Origin of the sequence: Actinopolymorpha sp. B17G11 (assembly GCF_040196095.1) — a bacterium.
Classification (GTDB): domain Bacteria; phylum Actinomycetota; class Actinomycetes; order Propionibacteriales; family Actinopolymorphaceae; genus Thermasporomyces.
In genome coordinates, this window is record NZ_JBEFTW010000030.1 from 1 (window position 1) to 17,741 (window position 17,741).

Sequence of the window (17,741 nt, forward strand, 5' to 3'; positions counted from 1 at the left end):
CCCCCCCCCCCACAACTCCGCGCTGAAACGTCAGATGTGCGCGGTGCCTGAGATCTACTCTGCGAAGGCGTCGGGCGGCGGGCAGACGCAGACCAGGTTGCGGTCACCGTAGGCCTGGTCGATCCGGCGGACCGGCGACCAGTACTTCCGTCGCCGAAGGGGCGCCACCGGATAGGCCGCCTCCTCCCGGGAGTACGGATGGTCCCACTCCCCCGCCAACATCTCGATCGTGTGCGGCGAGTTTCGCACCGGGTTGTCGTCACCCGGCCATTCGCCGGCCGCCACCCGGTCGATCTCCCCCTTGATGGCGATCATCGCGTCACAGAACCGGTCCAGCTCGGCCAGGTCCTCGGACTCGGTGGGCTCCACCATCAGGGTGCCCGCCACCGGGAAGCTCATCGTCGGCGCGTGGAAGCCGTAGTCGATGAGCCGCTTCGCCACGTCGTCGACGGTGATGCCGACCTGCTTCGTGATCGGGCGTACGTCGATGATGCACTCGTGCGCCACCAGCCCGTCGCGGCCGGTGTAGAGCACGCGGTAGTGCGGCGCCAGCCGGGTGGCGACGTAGTTGGCGGCGAGCACAGCCGACTCGGTGGCGAGACGCAGCCCCGGCCCACCCATCATCCGCATGTACGCCCACGAGATCGGCAGGATGCCTGCCGACCCGAACGGCGTCGCCGACACCGGCCCCACACCTGTCGCCGGTCCCGCCTGGGCGAGCAACGGGTGGTTGGGAAGGTACGGCGCGAGGTGCTCGCGGACGGCCACGGGACCCACGCCCGGACCGCCGCCGCCATGAGGGATGCAGAACGTCTTGTGCAGGTTGAGATGTGAGACGTCCCCACCGAACTCCCCGATCCGCGCCAGACCGAGCAGGGCGTTGAGGTTGGCGCCGTCGACGTAGACCTGGCCGCCACCCTCGTGCACGATGTCGCACAGCTCGCGGATGTCCTCCTCGAAGACACCATGCGTCGACGGATACGTCACCATGATGGCGGCGAGCCGATCCCGGTGCTCGTCGACCTTGGCGCGGAGGTCCTCGAGGTCGACGGTCCCGTCGTCGGCCGCCCCGACCACCACCACCCGCATGCCGGCCATCACGGCCGACGCCGCGTTGGTCCCGTGCGCGGACGACGGGATGAGGCAGATGTCGCGATCCGCCTGAGACTGGGCGCGGTGGTACGCACGGATCGCGAGCAGCCCAGCGAACTCGCCCTGCGACCCGGCGTTCGGCTGCAGCGACACCGCGGCGTAGCCGGTCACGTCGGCCAGCCACGACTCCAGCTGGCGGATCAGCGCGAGGTAACCCTGTGCGTCCTCGATCGGCGCGAACGGATGAATGCCCGCGAACTCCGGCCAGCTGATCGGCTCCATCGCCGCTGTCGGATTGAGCTTCATCGTGCAGGACCCGAGCGGAATCATCCCCCGGTCGACTGCGAAGTCGTCATCAGCGAGGCCGCGCAGGTAGCGCAGCATCGCCGTCTCGGAGTGGTGCTGCGCGAACACCGGGTGAGTGAGGTAGGGAGTCGTACGCAGCAGCTCGACCGGAACGGCGTCGGGCGTCGCCGCGGCGATCTCGTCCACGTCGTACGGACCCACGCCGAACGCAGCCCACACAGCGGCGAGCTGCTCCGGACCAGTCACCTCGTCGCAGGCGATCCCCACGTGGTCGTCGTCTGTCAATCGGAGGTTGACGCCGCGCTCCCGTGCGCCGGCGACCACCTCGGCCGCCCTGCCCGGCACGCGGACCCGCACGGTGTCGAAGAAGTGCTCGGTGACGACGTCGACGCCGCCCTGCCGGAGACCCTGCGCGAGGACCGCCGCCAGGCGGTGGACCCGCGCCGCGATACCCCGGAGCCCGTCGGCTCCGTGGTAGACGGCGTACATCCCGGCGATCACGGCGAGGAGGACCTGTGCCGTGCAGATGTTGCTCGTCGCCTTCTCCCGCCGGATGTGCTGCTCCCGCGTCTGCAACGCCAACCGGTAGGCCGGTCGACCGGCGGCGTCGACGGACACCCCGACGAGGCGCCCGGGCAGGGAGCGTTCCAGCCCCTTGCGTACAGCCATGTAGCCCGCGTGCGGACCGCCGTACATCAGCGGAACGCCGAACCGCTGGGCACTCCCCACCACGACGTCGGCACCCATCTCCCCGGGCGGCCGGAGCAGCGTCAGCGCCAGCAGGTCGGCAGCCACCACCACCTGCGCATCCCGCTCGTGCGTGGCACGCACCACCTCGGTCAGGTCCCGCACCGTCCCGTCGACGCCCGGATACTGCAGGAGTACGCCGAAGAAGTCGCCCTCTGGCAGGCCGGTCGTGATGTCTGCGACCTCCAGGGCGAGACCGAGCGCCTCGGCCCGCGTACGCACCACCGCGATCGTTTGCGGCAGGCACCCGGCGTCGACGAGGAACCGGTCGCTGGAACTCTTCCGGTTGGTCCTGCGCAGCAGCATCATCGCCTCGGCCGCCGCCGTCGCCTCGTCGAGCAGCGACGCGCCCGCGACCGGGAGACCGGTGAGGTCACCCACCACGGTCTGGAAGTTGACGAGCGCCTCGAGCCGACCCTGGCTGATCTCCGGCTGGTACGGCGTGTAGGCGGTGTACCAGGCGGGGCTCTCGAGGATGTTCCGGCGGATGACCGGCGGCGTCACCGTGTCGGAGTAACCCAACCCGATCATCTGGGTCATCGGACGGTTCATGGCCGCGAGCGCCCGCAGCTCCGCCAACGTCTGCGTTTCGGTCGCGGCCGGCGGAAGGTCGAGGGGGCGCCTGGTCCGGATCGACCGCGGCACCGCCGCCGACGTGAGCTCGTCGAGCGAGCCGAACCCGCAGGCCGCGAGCATCTTGGCCCGGTCCTCGCCGGACGGGCCAATGTGGCGATCGGCGAAGTTCGCGGCAGGCGGCGGAGCGCTGATCCGCTGGGAGCCGATGCTGGACGAGATCGAGGCGTTCATGGGAGCTCCCCGGTCGAGGCAGGTGGCCTGTCAGGTCGAGTCCCCCTCTGTCACGCCACCGTGGCGCTCCAGAGTCGCCTCGCCCGCATGGTCCGTGAGCCTGAGAGGTTCCGGGGGGTTGCCCCTTCGGCGCTCCACGACCTACGAGGAGTAACCGCCCTACTTCGGCCGGTTCATCCGGTCGTGGAGACTCTCCCACGCGGGGTTGTCAGCTCGACCCACGGTACCAGCGTCCGGGCTGGAGTTTGGTCAACCCCGCCAGCAGCTGCCGGCTTCGCGGCAAATGACCACGCTGAGCTGGCATCTGATTCCTGGGCGAGGCATCGGCACCGTACAGGCGACCACAGACCTACCGGGCGTGGTCATTTCCCGCCGAAACGGCCACCGGAACAGCGTCCGGACGAACCTTTTGCACCGGGAACTCCCGATCCGAACGCCTCCGCGAACGTCAGCCCGTGAGCCGGGCGCGGCGGCGCAACGCGAGCTCGTCACCTGGGTGCTCGTGGTCCTCGGGGGCATCGGGCCGCTCACCCGGGAACTCCGCGAGGGTGCCCTCGACCTCACGGGACACCCGCCCGAGAGCGATGCCGAACACGCCCTGGCCACCCTGGAGCAGGTCGATCACCTCGTCGGGCGAGGTGCACTCGTAGACGCTCGCACCGTCGCTCATGAGCGTGATCTCCGCCAGATCCTGGGCGCCCCGCTCGCGCAGGTGCATGACCGCGGTGCGGATCTGCTGCAACGAGACGCCGGCGTCGAGCAGGCGCTTGATCACCTTGAGCATCAGGACGTCGCGGAAAGAGTAGAGCCGCTGGGTGCCCGAGCCGGACGCCGGACGGACGGTGGGCTCCACCAGACCGGTGCGCGCCCAGTAGTCGAGCTGTCGATAGGTGATGCCAGCCGCGGCACAGGCGGTGGCACCGCGGTAGCCCAGGCCGTCCTGGGGCGGATCCGGAACGCCGTCAGCAGGTCCGAACAGCAGACCCTGCGCACCAGCCGTACGGCGGGCTTCGGTCCGCTCGGGACTCTCGCCCATGGCGGCGCCGGTGGCACCGCCTCCCGCCTGGTCACCCGTGCCTGTCACGGCCGCCTCCCACATTGTTGGGGTCGCGGTGAGCGCGACACCCTCTCCAGTCCTACCCGACCCCGACCCGGACGAGACCGCTGGTCATGCGGCAGAGCCGCATGCTGGCGCCTCCTGCGAGAAGCGCCCCTCATGGAAGCCGAATGACATCCACGAAGTTTTCCTCGTCACGGTAGGCCCGCGCGTCGTGACGGGTCAACGCGACGGCCGGCGTGTCGCCCTGAAACCTCAACCTGAGGTCGAGACCGAAAGGGGACCTCAGCCTGGGGTGTCGAAGTCCTCCGGTGTCACCTGGTCGAGGAACTCACGAAACTTCTGGACCTCGGCCTCCTGCTCGTCCGGGATGGCGATGCCGGCCTCGGTCAGAACCTCGTCCGAGCAGACGATCTTGACGTTCAGGCGGAGTGCCAGGGCGATCGAGTCCGATGGCCTCGCACTGACCTCGACACCGCTCGCGAAGGCGAGGATGCCGTAGAAGACACCGTCGCGGAGGTCGGTGATCCGGACCTCGGTCAGTTCCTGGCCGGTCGCGATCAGCACATCGCGGAACAAGTCATGGGTCAGCGGCCGCGCCGGGACGATCCCCTGCTGGGCGTGAGCGATGGCACTCGCCTCAGCGGGCCCCACCCAGATCGGCAAGAACCGTTCGCCGTCGACCTCCCGGAGCAGGACAATCGGCTGGTTCGAAGGCATCTCCACCCGGACACCAACGACGTCGAGCTCGCGCACTCGTCCACACTACCCCGGTCGGTTGGTGGCCAGTCGACCGACGCACTTCACCGCCCGAGCCCGGTCTTCACCAGGAGCGCGTGCAGGCGTACCGCCAGCGCCGCCAATTCCCGGATCCGGTCCTCCGTACGCGCCCGCGAGTCCATGCCGCGCTGCCGCGCCAGCGGAGCCACCACCTGCTCGATCAGTCCCACCTCACGGTCGGCGGCCGTACGAAAAGCACGAAGGTGGCGCGGCTCGAGCCCGAACCCCGCGAGCTCACCTGCGGTCTTCGCGATCTCGAGTGCATCCTCGTCGTAGTGGTCCCTGCCATGCCGGGCCGAGACGAGGCCATACGACTCGAGCTGGTCCAGCAGGTCCGAGTCGATCCCCGCGTCCTCGACGAGCTCCTTGCGTGACAACCGCACGTCGGAACCATTGGCCCCGAACGCCTCCGCGCCCACCTGGTCCGCACCGCCGAGCAGCACTCTCGGAGACGGCGCGGACGGAAGTGCCCGACCCGGAAGCTGCGGCGGTTCGAAGCCCCGGTCGAGTGCGTCGAGGTGGTCCTTGATCACCCGCAACGGGAGATAGTGGTCGCGTTGCGCGGTCAGCACGAAGCGCAGCCGCTCGATGTCGTCATGGCCGAACTTGCGGTAACCCGACGGAGCTCGCTGCGGTTCCACCAGACCTTCGGCCTCGAGAAAACGGATCTTCGAGATCGTGACGTCGGGAAACTCAGCGCGCAGCCTCGCGAGTACCTCACCAATGGAAAAGCTGTGGGACCGCGCGGACGCCGCGCCACTCACCGAAGGAATCCTTGCGGGTACAGCTCTTGGACCCCCCGAAGGAGAGCGTCGCTCACCGTCTTTCCCCCTCCGGCCCCCCGTCCCAACCAGCACCGGTCCGTTCGGGTGCGCCCGTCATGCCGAAACCGCGCTGGCTGGCGAAGTAGACCAGGCGGAACTTGCCGATCTGCACCTCGTCGCCACCGATGAGCAGGACCTCATCGATGCGATCGCGATTCACGTAGGTGCCGTTCAGGCTGCCCACATCGCGTACGACAAAACCTTGCGGCCGGCGGCGGAACTCGGCATGCCGACGGGAGACGGTGACGTCGTCGAGGAAGATGTCGCTCTCGGGATGCCGACCCACGGTCACCACGTCGGCGTCGAGCAGGAACCGGCTCCCGGCGCTCGGACCGCGCTGCACGATGAGCAACGCGCAGTCGTAGGGCAGGGCGTCGACGGCGGCCTGCTCCTGCGGACGGAGCTCGGCCTCCGCCCGGTCGTATTCGGGCTCGAGGCCGAGTGAGATCGTCGCGGTCTGCTCGACAGGTCGTTCTCCCCCCAGCGCTCTGCCGCACTGCGAGCAGAACCTGCTGTTCTCGGCGTTCTCATGCCCGCACTGAGTGCAGAAAGGCATCGACCCTCCCGTGGCGGAACTCTCTCGTCGTCTGAGTTGAACTCGTCCACCGCACACACCCTAACTCTTGACCAATGGTCGAGGTGGGCAGCCCGCAGCGATTGCGTCCATCCGCGACCCAACCGGGCGAAACGGCGAATGAGCGGCTACTCGGACAGTGTGGAACGCGTGATCAGGTCTGCTCGACCTGCGCCTTGTACGCCGCGGCGTCGAGGAGCGATCCGAGTTCGTCCGGATCGCTCGGCTGTAGCTCGATCATCCATCCCGCGGCGTACGGCTCGGCGTTGACAAGCTCGGGGCGCTCGTCGAGCGCGTCGTTGCGGGCGACGACCGTGCCACTCAGTGGTGCGTACAGCTCACTTACGCTCTTGGTCGACTCGAGCTCACCGACCACCGCACCGCGCCGCACCTGTTCACCCACCGGTGGCAGGCTGACGTAGACGATGTCGCCCAGCGCGTCCTGGGCGTAGTGGGTGATGCCGATCCGGACCGAACCCTCGGTGTCTCCGGGATCGCGTACCCACTCGTGCTCGCTCGTGTACGTGACGTCGTCCGGGAACACCACTGTCTCCTCGCTGTCGACATTTCCTGGGCAGCACCACCGCACGCCGCGCCAGCACACCCCGTCTGAGGAGACAGGCTAGTCGCCGGACTTCGCTGTCTCCTCCGGGGCCGGCCGAGCGTAGCGAGGCGTCACCGGACGGTGCAAGGAGTCGATCTGGATGTTCGACTGTTCCAGGACGGTGACCAGCCCGCCCTTCTGGCCCACCTCGTCGACGACACCGCCGGGGATGCGCATCGCGGTCGCGAGTGTCCTCGTCTCCCCGATCGCATCGATCGTGTACGGAGGTGGGATGAGCGTGCCGTCGACCAGGATGCCGCCCTGGCCGTCGAGGACGTAACTGCCGGCGACGAGTCGGACACGATCGTTCACCTCGATCGACTCGGCTCCCGCATCGCGCAGCTCCTCGATCGTGTTGAGAACCAACGACGCCGTCACGGCCGATCGGGTGTCGGAGATCGTGAGCCGGATACCTGGGCCGCTCGCCGGGAGAGTGCCGGCGAGGATGCCAAGGGTTTCGGCGCGCGCCTGGGCCTGGTTGACCGCCGCGCGGGTCCGGTCGGCACCCGACAGCAGCTCCGCCCGCGCCGACTCGAGCTCGCTGATCTCCGCCTCCAGCCGGCGGGTGCGCTGCTGCAGACCATCGAGCATCTGGATCAGCTGTGGCCTGTTGGCACCGGAGAACTCGTCGTCGGTGCGCAACGCCTGCACCTGAATGGTGGCGGCGAAGCCGAGGATCGCCAGCAACAGCGCCCCGGCCAACTGGGCGCGGGAGATGTAGAGGCGGAACGCGCTGTTGAGCCGTCGCCATGCGGGATTACGCGGCTTCTTGCCACCAGACGCCTTGGGCTTCTGCTCGGCCATCGCCTTCGTACCACCCATCAGGCCTTGAACAGGCGCCGACGGATCGCCGCCATGTTGGAGAAGATCCTGATGCCCAGGACGACGACGACACCGGTCGACAGCTGTGCGCCGACGCCAAGCTGGTCCCCCAGGTAGACGATCACGGCGGCGACCAGCACGTTGCCGATGAACGACACGACGAAGACCCGGTCGTCGAAGATGCCGTCCACGAGCGCGCGCAGTCCACCGAAGACCGCGTCGAGGGCAGCCACGACCGCGATCGGGAGGTACGGCTGCAGCCACAAAGGCACTGCCGGTTGGAGCAACAGCCCCACGATGATTCCGACGAAGAGGCCGATCGTCGCGATCACTGGGCGCCTTCCGTCCGCGCGTATCGGAGTTTGTTACCGGAGTCGGCGGGCAGTAGGAGCTCGTCAACCGCCGCCGTTCCAAGTGCTATATGGTGCACTGCCTTGAGGTTGAACAGCCACTTGCCACCCGGACTTTCGGCGAACTGCGCCTCCAGGGTGTCGGGATCGCCGATCGCCTCGACGACGTACGGACGGGCAAGCGGTCGGTAGTCGACGGTGATCGACTTGTCGGCGCCGCGGATCGCGGTCAACGCGGTGAGCCGTTGGCCGTTGATGGCGATCGCCTCGGCGCCGGCCGACCACAGACCGTTCACGACCTGCTGCAGGTCGATGTCGAGAATCCGTCCTTCTGCACTGCTCGCCCCGGAGACCTCGTCGACGGGCGCGTCGTCGATGACCAGGCGGAGCCCCGGACCCTCGACCCGACCTGTTCCCGCCAGCACGTCGAGCGCGGCGAGGCGTTCGCGCAGGTTCTGGCCACTCGCCGTGCTCGCCAGGACGTCGTTCTGAAGGACGGTGACCTCCTCCTGCAGTGCGCCGGCGTGGGTGCGCATGTCGTCGTTGCGGGCGGTCTCGGCCCGGATCCGCTCCAAGAGTTCCGCCTTCTCCTGCGCCACCGCCGGAGCGGACTGTCTGGTCTGGACCGCTGCCACGGTGAGGAGCAGGCCGAGCAATGCTAGCGCCACCAGCGTCGCGCCCAGGCCGCGGCGGGAACGGGAACGACTGGGACCGCGGCGCGCGGCGGCCGCCGCGTAGCCGTCGTCGAGGGCATGCGTGACGAGCTCGCGCATGAGCGACATCGAGTCGTCACGCTTGAGGATCGTGCCCGCGCGCGGCCAGGCGCCTGGTGGCGCCGCCGGGCGGCCAGGCGCCGCAGGCGTACCCTCGAGACGCACCGTCGGCGCCTCCCGCTCCCCTGAGGCCATGCGGACCATGGTGTCATGACGTGCTGGGTGTGTGTCCCGCGCGGTGATCACAAAAAACGATCATCGGCGGCTGACAGGTCGACCACGACCGTTCGGCCACGGATCCAGCTGTTCTGTCTGCCTCGACATCGGCTGGCCTGCCCATATCCCGAGCGCGCTAGCGGCCGGCTCGGGTCACCAGGTCCGCCCACCGGTGCGCGAGGGTTGTCGCGGCCTCCGTACTCCGCCCCTCTGCCCACACCCGCGTCACCGCCTCGGTCGGATCCGGGAGGACGAGTGCCCACGAGCCGTCGGGTTCCAGCACGCGTACGCCGTCAGTCGTGTCGAGCGGACGCCCGTCGGCGGCCTCGATCGCGGCTCGCATCACCGCACCCTTGCTCGCCCACGGCGTCGGGACCGCGAGTTGGACGACGTGGGCCCGCGGGATGCGGGCGTTGATCTCCGACAGCGGAAGCCGGGTGCGTGCCACCACTCCGAGCAGGCGTACGAACGCGGCGAAGCCGTCGACCGCGTTGGAGAACTCCGGGACGATGAACCCGCCCCGACCGTCGCCGGCCAGGAGCAGACCGTCAGCGGCCGCGGCCGTGGCCAACGCGTCCGGTGCGGTCGTGGTCCAGCGGATCCCGACGTTGTGGAAAGCGGCGACCTGCTCGGCCACCCGGGTCGTCGTCACCGGTAGCGCGACATGTCCTTCCGACGCCTCAGCCGCGATCAGGTCGACGAAGACGAGCAGCGCCCGCTCGTCGGCGATGACGTTGCCGGTCTCGTCGACGAGTGAGATCCGCTCTCCCAGCGGACTGAACCGCACACCGAACGCAGCCCGCGACGACGCCACCACCTCCGCCAGGTTGGCGATCGCGCGAGTGCGCTGCTCGGCCGTTTCGGTCGGGCTGCGCTCGTCCACACCGGAGTTGACCGTGAACGCTTCGACCGCGAGCTTCCCGAGCAGGCTCGGCAGCAACAGGCCGGCAGTGCCGCGGCCGGCGTCCACCACGACCTTGAGACCCGTCCCGGCGACGCCCGACGCGTCGATGTTGGCCAGCAGGTCATGGACGTAGGTCTCCGCCACCCGCGACGGAAACGTGAGGTCACCGATCTCGCCGGGAAACGCCCGGCGGAACTCCTGCCGGCCGAGCACGCGCTCGACCTTCCGCCGCGCGGCGAGTGAGAGGTCCGCGCCCGTCTCGTCCATGAAGATCAGGTCCACCGAGTCGGGACGGCTGGGAGTCGTACGAATGAGCAGCCCACCGCCGGCGTTGCTCCTGGACGTCTCCAGCCGGGCGACCGGGTTGGGCGAGACCTCGAGGTCGCAGACGTTCAGGGCGCTCGAGGTGAACGCCGCGATCGCCGCCCGCTTGAGCGCTCTGGCCGACCGCGAGGTGTCCCGCGCGGTGAGCACGGTCGCTCCCTTGCGCAGCGTCGTCGCGTAGGCGCTCGCCAACCGGACCACCAGCTCAGGGGTGATCTCGACGTTGACGATCCCGCTCACCCCGCGCGGGCCGAAGAGTGCCTGGCGGCCCTGCGACTCCCAGATCACGCTCTGGTTGACGACCGCGCCGGCCTCGATCGTCTTGCTCGGATAGACCTTGATGTCGGGATGGAGGACGGCCTCCTCCTCGATGACGCAGTCGTCGCCCACGACCGCACTGTCGTCGATCCGGGCCCCGCGCATCACATCGGTGTTCTTGCCGACCACGCAACCGCGGAGGTTGGAGTGCGCGCCGATGTAGGCGTTGTCGTGCACCACGGCTCGGTGCAGGAACGCGCCGCTACGGATGACGACGTTGTCGCCGACGACGGTGTGGTCACGCAACTCGGCACCGCCTTCGACCTTCGCGTAGGCCCCGACGTACAACGGGCCCTTGAGGGTCGCGTCGGGGTCGACGTCGGCGCCCTCGCCGACCCAGACCCCCTTGGAGACCTCGAACCCGTCGATGTCGATCGCGATCTGCCCGTCGAGGACGTCGTAGTTGGCCTTGAGATAGCTGCGATGGGTGCCGACGTCCTCCCAGTAGCCGTCGGCGACGTAACCGTAGAGCGGCGCACCCGCCTCGAGTAGGCGCGGGAACACCTCGCTTGACCAGTCGACGTTCTCGGCCGCACCGACGTGGCTCAGCATCTCCGGCTCCATGACATAGATGCCGGTGTTGATGGTGTCGGAGAAGACCTGGCCCCAGGTCGGCTTCTCCAGGAAGCGCTCGATCCGGCCGTCGTCGTCGAGGATCGTGATGCCGAACTCCAGCGGGTCGGGGACCCGGGTGAGGCACACGGTGGCGAGGGCGCCTGAGCGCCGGTGATGGTCCACCAGCGCGGTCAGGTCGATGTCGGTGAGCGCGTCACCGGAGATGACGACGAACGTGTCGTCGGACAAGGCGGCAGCGGCGTTCTTGACGCTGCCGGCGGTGCCGAGCGGCTTCTCCTCGGTGGCGTAGGTGAGGTCCATGCCGAGGTCCTCGCCGTCACCGAAGTATGCCCGGACCATCGAGCCGAGGAAGTGGACCGTGACCACCGTCTCGGTCAACTGGTGCCGCTTGAGCAGCCGCAGGACGTGCTCCATGATCGGCCGGTTGACGACGGGGAGCAGAGGTTTGGGCATGCTGGTGGTCATGGGTCGCAGGCGGGTACCCTCGCCGCCTGCCATGACGACGGCTCTCACATCCCCTCCCCTCCCGGCCCCTACCCGTGGAGCTGATCTTCGGCCGATACCGGTTGGACCGGCGGGGATCGGCGAAGCAGCTGAGACGCCTGGAAGCCGTAAAGGACCCCTGCCCACCAGTAAAGTCCGGTGCCCCAGATCGCGAACGCCCACCCCGCGACCTTGGCCACCGCGGCGAAGGCACCCCCGCCGTCACCGAGGAACAGCAGGGGGAACGCATACAGCAGACAGAAGGTCGCGGCCTTGCCGAGGAAGTGCACGGGAAGCGTCCCGTGACCGCGCTGGCGCAGCAACAGGATCAGCCCGAAGAGCAGGACGTCACGCAACGGGATGAGGACGGCGAGCCAGATCGGGATGACCTCGCGAAGGGCGAGACCCACCAGGACTGCCAGGATGTAGAGCCGGTCGGCGAACGGGTCGAGCAGTTTGCCGAGTGCGCTGACCTGGCCGAGCCGCCGGGCGAGCTGGCCGTCGAGCCAGTCGCTGAAACCGGACAGGCCGAGCACGATGATCGCCCAGCCGTCGGCCTTGGGTCCGAGCACCAGCCAGAGGAACAACGGGACCCCGGCGAGCCGGGCGAAGCTCAGGAGATTGGGCAGGGTGAACACGCGAGCCCCGTCACGCGTCTCGACCGGCTCCGCCACTGCCGCCCCCTCCGGCCCACCATCCACCACGGTGGGCCTGCCGAAACCCTATTACCCGCGGGCCACACTGGCCCCGATCCGCACATTTCCGCCGGACGGCGGCCTTCGTGTCGAAACCCGTCGTTCCTGTGAGACTGGTGTCGGCCGCGTCAACCGGCCGGTGCCAGGCCCTGGTGCCGCTCCGGCGGATGCGGCGAATCTGGCTGCCGGGCGGCGTGGTGGGCGGGCCACCCGGCGTCAGTACCGACCGTAGCCAGGCGCTGCGTCGCCCGGGTGAGCGCGACGTAAAGAGTCCGTGTCCCGACCGGGGTCTCCGCCGCGATCTCCGCCGGCTCCAGCAGGGCGACGGCATCGAACTCGAGACCCTTGCTGGCGATACCGGTCGTCACGACGACCCGATCGCCCTCGTACCCGGTCTGTGTCCGCTCGCCGCCTGTCGCACCGTTCGCACCGTTCGCTCCGTTCGCCGTGTTCGCGTCGTCCACCCAGGTGGACACCCAGGTGGACACCGTCTCAGCCATGGCTTGTGGGGCGATGACGCCGACAGTGCCCTGCACGCTGGCGAGCAGGTCCAGGATGGTCCGGCGCAGCGCGTCGGGCAGGCCAGCTTCCGTCGCGACCACATGGTCGGGGGCGTGGCCGGTGGCGCGGACCGCCCGTGGGAGCGGCCGGTCGGGGATCTCGGGCCGGATCACACTCGCGGCGAGGTCGAAGATCTCCTGGGAGTTCCGGTAGTTGGTGCTGAGATGGAACGTCCGCCGTGTCCGCCTGCCGAGAGCCGTGTCACGGGAAGCCTCGGCCTCGTCGATGTCCGGCCATGAGCTCTGCGCCGGGTCACCGACGACCGTCCAGCTGGCATGCCGGCCGCGCCGCCCGAGCATCCGCCACTGCATGGGCGAGAGGTCCTGTGCCTCGTCGACCAGGACGTGCGCGTATCCGTCGTACTGTGTCGCCCGCTCGGCCCGCGCCCGCGCGGCGTAGTCGCGGTCAGCGGCGGTCGTGACCTCGCGTACACCGTCGATCTCGAACGGATCCCGCGGTGCCGGCCGACGCGGAGGCTCACCCAGCAGGGCGTGGAGTTCGTCGAGCAGGGGGACGTCCTCGACGGAGAATCCGTCCTTGCCCGCGTCGGCGCCGCCGGCCCACGTGGCGGCCAGCGCGTCGACCTCGGCTGGGCGGAGCACGCCCTTGGCGGCCTGGCGCAGCCTCTCAGGGTCGGCGAGCTGGCGGAGCACCTGCACCGGCGTGAGCACCGGCCACCAGGCGTCCACGAACTCCTCGAACGCGTCGAGATCGGTGACGGACTCCTCGAAGTCCGACCGCGCACCTCGCCCGTTGGCCGTCGTACTGTCGGCGGACGCCTTGCGCCACAGGGCTGCGACCAGACCGCGAACGGCGTCGCCGCGGGCCCGGTTGCGGCGCGCGCCGCGCTGCAGGACGGTACGCCGGACCTCGGCTAACTCCTCGGCGTCCAGCCGAAGAATCCGGCCGCCGACGTAGATCCGGAGCTCCTCGGGCGCACCGGGTGCCGGCCCTCGCGCCGCCCGGCCGAGCACCCGGCGCATCCGCAGCGATCCCTTGATGAGCCCGACGTCGAACGGATCGGTCCGGGTGGCAACGATCCCGTCGACGACCTCCCCGAGCGAACGCAAGGTCGCCTCGTGCTCACCCAACGTCGGCAGTACGCGCTCGATGTAGCTCATGAAGACCGGTGACGGCCCGACGACGAGCACGCCACCGCCCGCGATCCGGCGCCGCTCGGAGTAGAGCAGGTAGGCCGCCCGGTGGAGCGCGACGACGGTCTTCCCGGTGCCCGGCCCTCCGCTGATCAGCGTGACGCCCGGCGACGGCGCCCGAATGATCTCGTCCTGTTCGTGCTGGATGGTGGCCACGATGTCGCGCATCTGCCGTCCACGGGCAGCGGTCAGCGCCGCCATCAGCGCGCCGTCGCCCACGACGGGCAGATCGGACGGAGCCGCTTCCGGGTCCAGCAGGTCGTCCTCCACCCCGACGACCCGCTGGCCCTGGCAGCGCAGGATCCGTCGGCGTACGACGTCCTTCGGGTCGGCCGCCGTCGCCTGGTAGAAGACCGCGGCGGCAGGCGCCCGCCAGTCGATGACGAGCGGCTCGTGTTCGGCATCACGTACGCCGATCCGCCCGACGTAGCGGATCTCGCCCCCGCGGTGGTCCAGCCGCCCGAACACCAGACCCTCGCGCTGGGCGTCGAGAACGGCGAGCCGGCGGACCGCGTGGTCGACGAGCACATCTCGTTCGAAGAGGCTGCGGTAGTCCTCTTCCTTGATCTCGCCGGTGTAGTCCAGCAACCCACGGTCTCTGCCGTCGCGACCCACCTCTGTCGCGCGGGCCACCATGACGGCCAACCGGTCGTAGACCCGGTCGACGTAGCGTTGCTCCTGCTCGATCTCCGCGCGCTCCGACGAGGTGGCGGGGTCAGAGAAGGCTGCCAACGACGCATCCCCCTTATCCAGGGCCCCCATATACAGGGCCCCCATTTACAGGGCAAGGCCCGGACGACTGGTGCGAGACGCTGCCCAGGAACCAGGGCAACCGCACAAGTCTAGATGGTCAGTTCCAGGGGGCGCCGGTGAAGCGAGCCGGTCTTGCGAGTGAGGTGACCGACCACACATGGGTGTTTTCACGGCGGGGCCGACCGTGGAAGGATCGGCGGGTGATCCCCATCGTCGTACGCATCCTCGTCAATGCGGTGGCGCTGTTCGCGGCCACGCTGGTCCCGGGAATCGAGCTCACGTCCAGCTCGACCGGTGGCAAGGTCGGCACGCTCCTGGCCGTTGCCGTCATCTTCGGCATCATCAACGCCGTCCTCAAGCCGATCATCAAGGTGGTCGGCTGCGGCTTCTACATCCTGACGCTCGGCCTGATCTCGTTCGTGGTCAACGCGTTGCTGTTCCTGCTGGTGGGCTGGCTGGCCGGCGAGCTGGACCTCGAGTTCGTCGTCGACGACTTCTGGGCCGGCTTCTGGGGCGCGATCATCGCCGCCCTGGTGAGCTTCGCACTGAGCGTCGTGATTCCGGACAAGTACGACAATCGCTGATCCGCGGGCTTCGAGGCCATGAAGATCACCGAGGTACGCGTCGCTGGGCTTCGTGGCGCCACTCCCGAAGGCGGCTGGAGCCACGAGCTGCGACCCGACGATGTGGTCCACACCCTGCTCGCGGTCCACACCGACGAGGGGCTGGTCGGAGTCGGCAGCGTCTTCACCTCAGAGTCGCTGGTACGCGCGGCGCTCGAAGTGCTCGAACCGCTCTACCGCGGCGAGAACGCCCTCGAGCCCGAGCGGGTCAGCGAGAAACTGCACCAGCACTCGTTCTGGATGGGCCGCGGCGGCACGCTGACCCACGCGATCAGCGGCATCGACGTCGCGTTGTGGGACATCCTGGGTCAGGCGTGCGGTCAGCCGGTCGGCCGGCTGCTGGGTGGCCGCTTCCGCGATCGGGTGATGCCGTACGCCTCCCTGCTCATGACCGAACCCGGTCCGCTCACCGAGACACTGGACCAGCTCACGGCACAGGGGTTCCGGGCGTTCAAGATCGGGTGGGGCCCGTTCGGTCGGGTCGGGGCCCGCACGGACGAGGCGATCGTGTCGGCCGCCCGCGCCGCCGTGGGTGACGACGCGATCCTCGCCGTCGACGCCGGCGGGTCGGACGCTTTCTGGGACGGCGACTACGCGTGGGCGCTTCGGACGTCACGCATGCTCGCCGATCACGGGGTGGCGTGGTTCGAGGAAGCGCTACGACCCGATGCGCTCGACGATTTCGTGGCCCTGCGGCGGTCGTCTTCCGTGCCGATCTCGGGCGGCGAGGTCCTCACCCGGCGGCAGGCGTTCGCGCCGTTTCTCTCGGCTGGGGCGTTCGACATCGTCCAGCCCGACACCACGAAATGCGGAGGTCTGAGTGAGGCCCGGCGGATCGGCTGGTCGGCGCAGGAGCACGGCGTGCGGCTGATCCCCCACGGGTGGAACACCGCCGTCGGTCTGGCCGCTGACCTCCAGCTGGCGTCGGCGCTGCCGGACACGTATCTGGTGGAGTACCGGACCGGCTCGCCGTACATCGACGACATCGTGACCGGACAATGGACTCTCGACGGCGCCGGCATGCTGACGATCCCGGACGCACCGGGCCTCGGCCTCGCACTCGACCCCGACCGGCTCGCGCGCTACGCCGGTGGCGCCCAGATTCTCTAGCGGGACATCCCCAGGCCCTGTCTCCCATCACGCCTCACTCGCGACGCCCCGCATCCCGGCTGGCTGGGGACGTCCCCAGGCCAGGGTGGCGACGATCGCCAGCTCGAGCATGTCGTCGTGCGCCCAGGGCCGGACCACCTGCTCGACCGCGAGATCGAAGTCCCTTGCCTCCTGCTCCGACATGTGTTCCCGGGCGAGGGACGACGTCGAGTGGAACTGCTCCACGTAGTCGCTGACCGACTGGCGGAACGGCGTCGGGGAACTCTCGGCGCTGCCGCTCAGCTCGAGGAGGCCCCGCTGCTGAAGAGCCCCGACGACGGAGAACCGGGGATCGTAGTCGGGGTAACGTGAATGGCGCTTGATGACGGTGACCAGATCGTCCTGCCAGGGGACGTCACGGGGGCCGTGCTCGACGATGGCAAGGTACGCGTGCGGAGTCATCACTCGGGCCAATCGGTTCAACGTCGGTCCCCACCGCATCCAGTGCAGGCTCGCCCCGGCAGTCACGAGTGCGTACGGCCCGCCCAGCTCCGCCGTCTCCACCGCACCGAGAATCCAGCGCAGATTGGGTCGCTCTCCTCCTGGCCGCCGGCGGCCCGCCTCGATCATCGCGGCCGAGACGTCGAGGGCGTCGACCCGGCCGACCCTCGAGGCGAGCGGACGGGCGATGGCTCCGTCTCCCGCGCCGATGTCGAGCACCGCGCGCGGTTCCTCGGTGACCAGTTTCTCCAGGATGTCGAAGACCTCTGGCGGGTAGGGCGGGCGGTGTACGTAGGCCGCCGCGACCCCCGGGTTCGAGAAGACCTCGCCGAGTTCCGGGCGCGTGTGTTCCGCAGGCTCGCTCATGCGCGGATTCTCGCCCCTTTTCGGATCCACGGCACCAACCATCTCGGACCCTTTCCGGTGCGCGGCCCACCGGAAGCGCTATCATTCGAACGTCAGTTCGATCTGCCCTGCCCAGGTCATGATCGAGAGGGACAGCACATGATCGACCGGTTCGCCGTACGCAAGACAACCGAGGGTTACGGCGTCTGGGACGCCGCGGTCAATGGTTGGCACAGCCGGCAGGACCTCGGCCAGCCCGAGGCGACCGAGTTGGCGGCCACCATGAACTCCGGCCAGTCCCCGCAGGAGGCCGGTGCCACCGTCTCGCGGAAGGTCAACCCGGCCAGGCCGATCCTGGTCCTCGTCGACGGCCGCTGGTGGCCGGCCCAGCTCGACTGGTGGGTACGCGAGTCCGACGGCTGGTACGGCCGGGCGAGCCTCGACGCCACCGGCGCGACCAACTGGTACCCGGCCGCCTCCCTGCGACCCGGTGAGGCGTCGTCGGCGTGAGAGGCGTCGTCGG

The 17,741-nt window shown here is 69.2% G+C and carries 16 protein-coding genes and 1 riboswitch; of the genes, 3 read left to right on the forward strand and 13 right to left on the reverse strand.

Going from position 1 to position 17,741, the window contains the following annotated elements; genetic code table 11:
* Positions 1-54 precede the first annotated feature (54 nt).
* The 12 genes from gcvP to ABN028_RS25800 form a co-directional block, all read right to left on the reverse strand.
* Positions 55-2,952, reverse strand: a complete 2,898-nt coding sequence (gene gcvP, locus ABN028_RS25745) for an aminomethyl-transferring glycine dehydrogenase (protein ID WP_349698404.1) — start codon at positions 2,950-2,952, stop codon at positions 55-57.
* A gap of 78 nt (positions 2,953-3,030) precedes the next feature.
* Positions 3,031-3,160, reverse strand: a riboswitch (glycine riboswitch).
* A gap of 240 nt (positions 3,161-3,400) precedes the next feature.
* Entirely contained in the window at positions 3,401-3,988 is a 588-nt protein-coding gene (locus ABN028_RS25750) for a MerR family transcriptional regulator (RefSeq protein WP_349328124.1), read from the reverse strand.
* 306 nt (positions 3,989-4,294) lie between these two features.
* A complete protein-coding gene (locus tag ABN028_RS25755) occupies positions 4,295-4,765 on the reverse strand; it encodes a bifunctional nuclease family protein (protein ID WP_349328073.1) in 471 nt (156 codons plus the stop codon).
* Between the two features lie 47 nt (positions 4,766-4,812).
* Positions 4,813-5,553 carry a transcriptional regulator FtsR gene (gene ftsR / locus ABN028_RS25760; protein ID WP_349328072.1) on the reverse strand — a complete coding sequence of 247 codons (741 nt, stop codon included), beginning with the start codon at positions 5,551-5,553 and terminating at the stop codon, positions 4,813-4,815.
* Between the two features lie 52 nt (positions 5,554-5,605).
* Positions 5,606-6,169, reverse strand: a complete 564-nt coding sequence (locus ABN028_RS25765; RefSeq protein ID WP_349328071.1) for a zinc-ribbon and FHA domain-containing protein — start codon at positions 6,167-6,169, stop codon at positions 5,606-5,608.
* Positions 6,170-6,341: 172 nt separating this feature from the next.
* On the reverse strand, positions 6,342-6,731 hold the full coding sequence (gcvH, locus tag ABN028_RS25770) for a glycine cleavage system protein GcvH (protein WP_349328070.1): 390 nt from the start codon (positions 6,729-6,731) through the stop codon (positions 6,342-6,344).
* 78 nt (positions 6,732-6,809) lie between these two features.
* The gene (locus ABN028_RS25775) at positions 6,810-7,595 is read right to left on the reverse strand and encodes a DUF881 domain-containing protein (protein ID WP_349698405.1); all 786 of its coding nucleotides are present in this window, start codon (positions 7,593-7,595) and stop codon (positions 6,810-6,812) included.
* A 17-nt stretch (positions 7,596-7,612) separates the two neighbouring features.
* The gene (locus ABN028_RS25780) at positions 7,613-7,945 is read right to left on the reverse strand and encodes a small basic family protein (protein WP_349328068.1); all 333 of its coding nucleotides are present in this window, start codon (positions 7,943-7,945) and stop codon (positions 7,613-7,615) included.
* Entirely contained in the window at positions 7,942-8,871 is a 930-nt protein-coding gene (locus tag ABN028_RS25785) for a DUF881 domain-containing protein (protein ID WP_349698406.1), read from the reverse strand. The genes ABN028_RS25780 and ABN028_RS25785 overlap by 4 nt, the downstream gene beginning before the upstream one ends.
* 157 nt (positions 8,872-9,028) lie before the next feature.
* Positions 9,029-11,512: a sugar phosphate nucleotidyltransferase gene (locus ABN028_RS25790; RefSeq protein ID WP_349698457.1), complete on the reverse strand. Its 2,484-nt coding sequence runs from the start codon at positions 11,510-11,512 to the stop codon at positions 9,029-9,031.
* 35 nt (positions 11,513-11,547) lie between these two features.
* A complete protein-coding gene (gene clsA, locus ABN028_RS25795) occupies positions 11,548-12,171 on the reverse strand; it encodes a cardiolipin synthase ClsA (RefSeq protein WP_349328066.1) in 624 nt (207 codons plus the stop codon).
* A gap of 149 nt (positions 12,172-12,320) precedes the next feature.
* Positions 12,321-14,639: a HelD family protein gene (locus tag ABN028_RS25800; protein ID WP_349328065.1), complete on the reverse strand. Its 2,319-nt coding sequence runs from the start codon at positions 14,637-14,639 to the stop codon at positions 12,321-12,323.
* Positions 14,640-14,860: 221 nt separating this feature from the next.
* Between ABN028_RS25800 and ABN028_RS25805 the strand changes: the two genes are divergently transcribed.
* Together ABN028_RS25805 and ABN028_RS25810 are read left to right on the forward strand one after the other, a co-directional pair.
* The gene (locus ABN028_RS25805; protein WP_349328064.1) at positions 14,861-15,244 is read left to right on the forward strand and encodes a phage holin family protein; all 384 of its coding nucleotides are present in this window, start codon (positions 14,861-14,863) and stop codon (positions 15,242-15,244) included.
* Positions 15,245-15,262: 18 nt separating this feature from the next.
* On the forward strand, positions 15,263-16,393 hold the full coding sequence (locus tag ABN028_RS25810; protein WP_349698407.1) for a mandelate racemase/muconate lactonizing enzyme family protein: 1,131 nt from the start codon (positions 15,263-15,265) through the stop codon (positions 16,391-16,393).
* A gap of 27 nt (positions 16,394-16,420) precedes the next feature.
* Here the strand turns inward: ABN028_RS25810 and ABN028_RS25815 are convergent, their stop codons facing one another.
* Entirely contained in the window at positions 16,421-17,239 is an 819-nt protein-coding gene (locus ABN028_RS25815) for a class I SAM-dependent methyltransferase (RefSeq protein ID WP_349328062.1), read from the reverse strand.
* 138 nt (positions 17,240-17,377) lie between these two features.
* Between ABN028_RS25815 and ABN028_RS25820 the strand changes: the two genes are divergently transcribed.
* On the forward strand, positions 17,378-17,728 hold the full coding sequence (locus tag ABN028_RS25820; protein ID WP_349698408.1) for a hypothetical protein: 351 nt from the start codon (positions 17,378-17,380) through the stop codon (positions 17,726-17,728).
* Positions 17,729-17,741 lie beyond the last annotated feature (13 nt).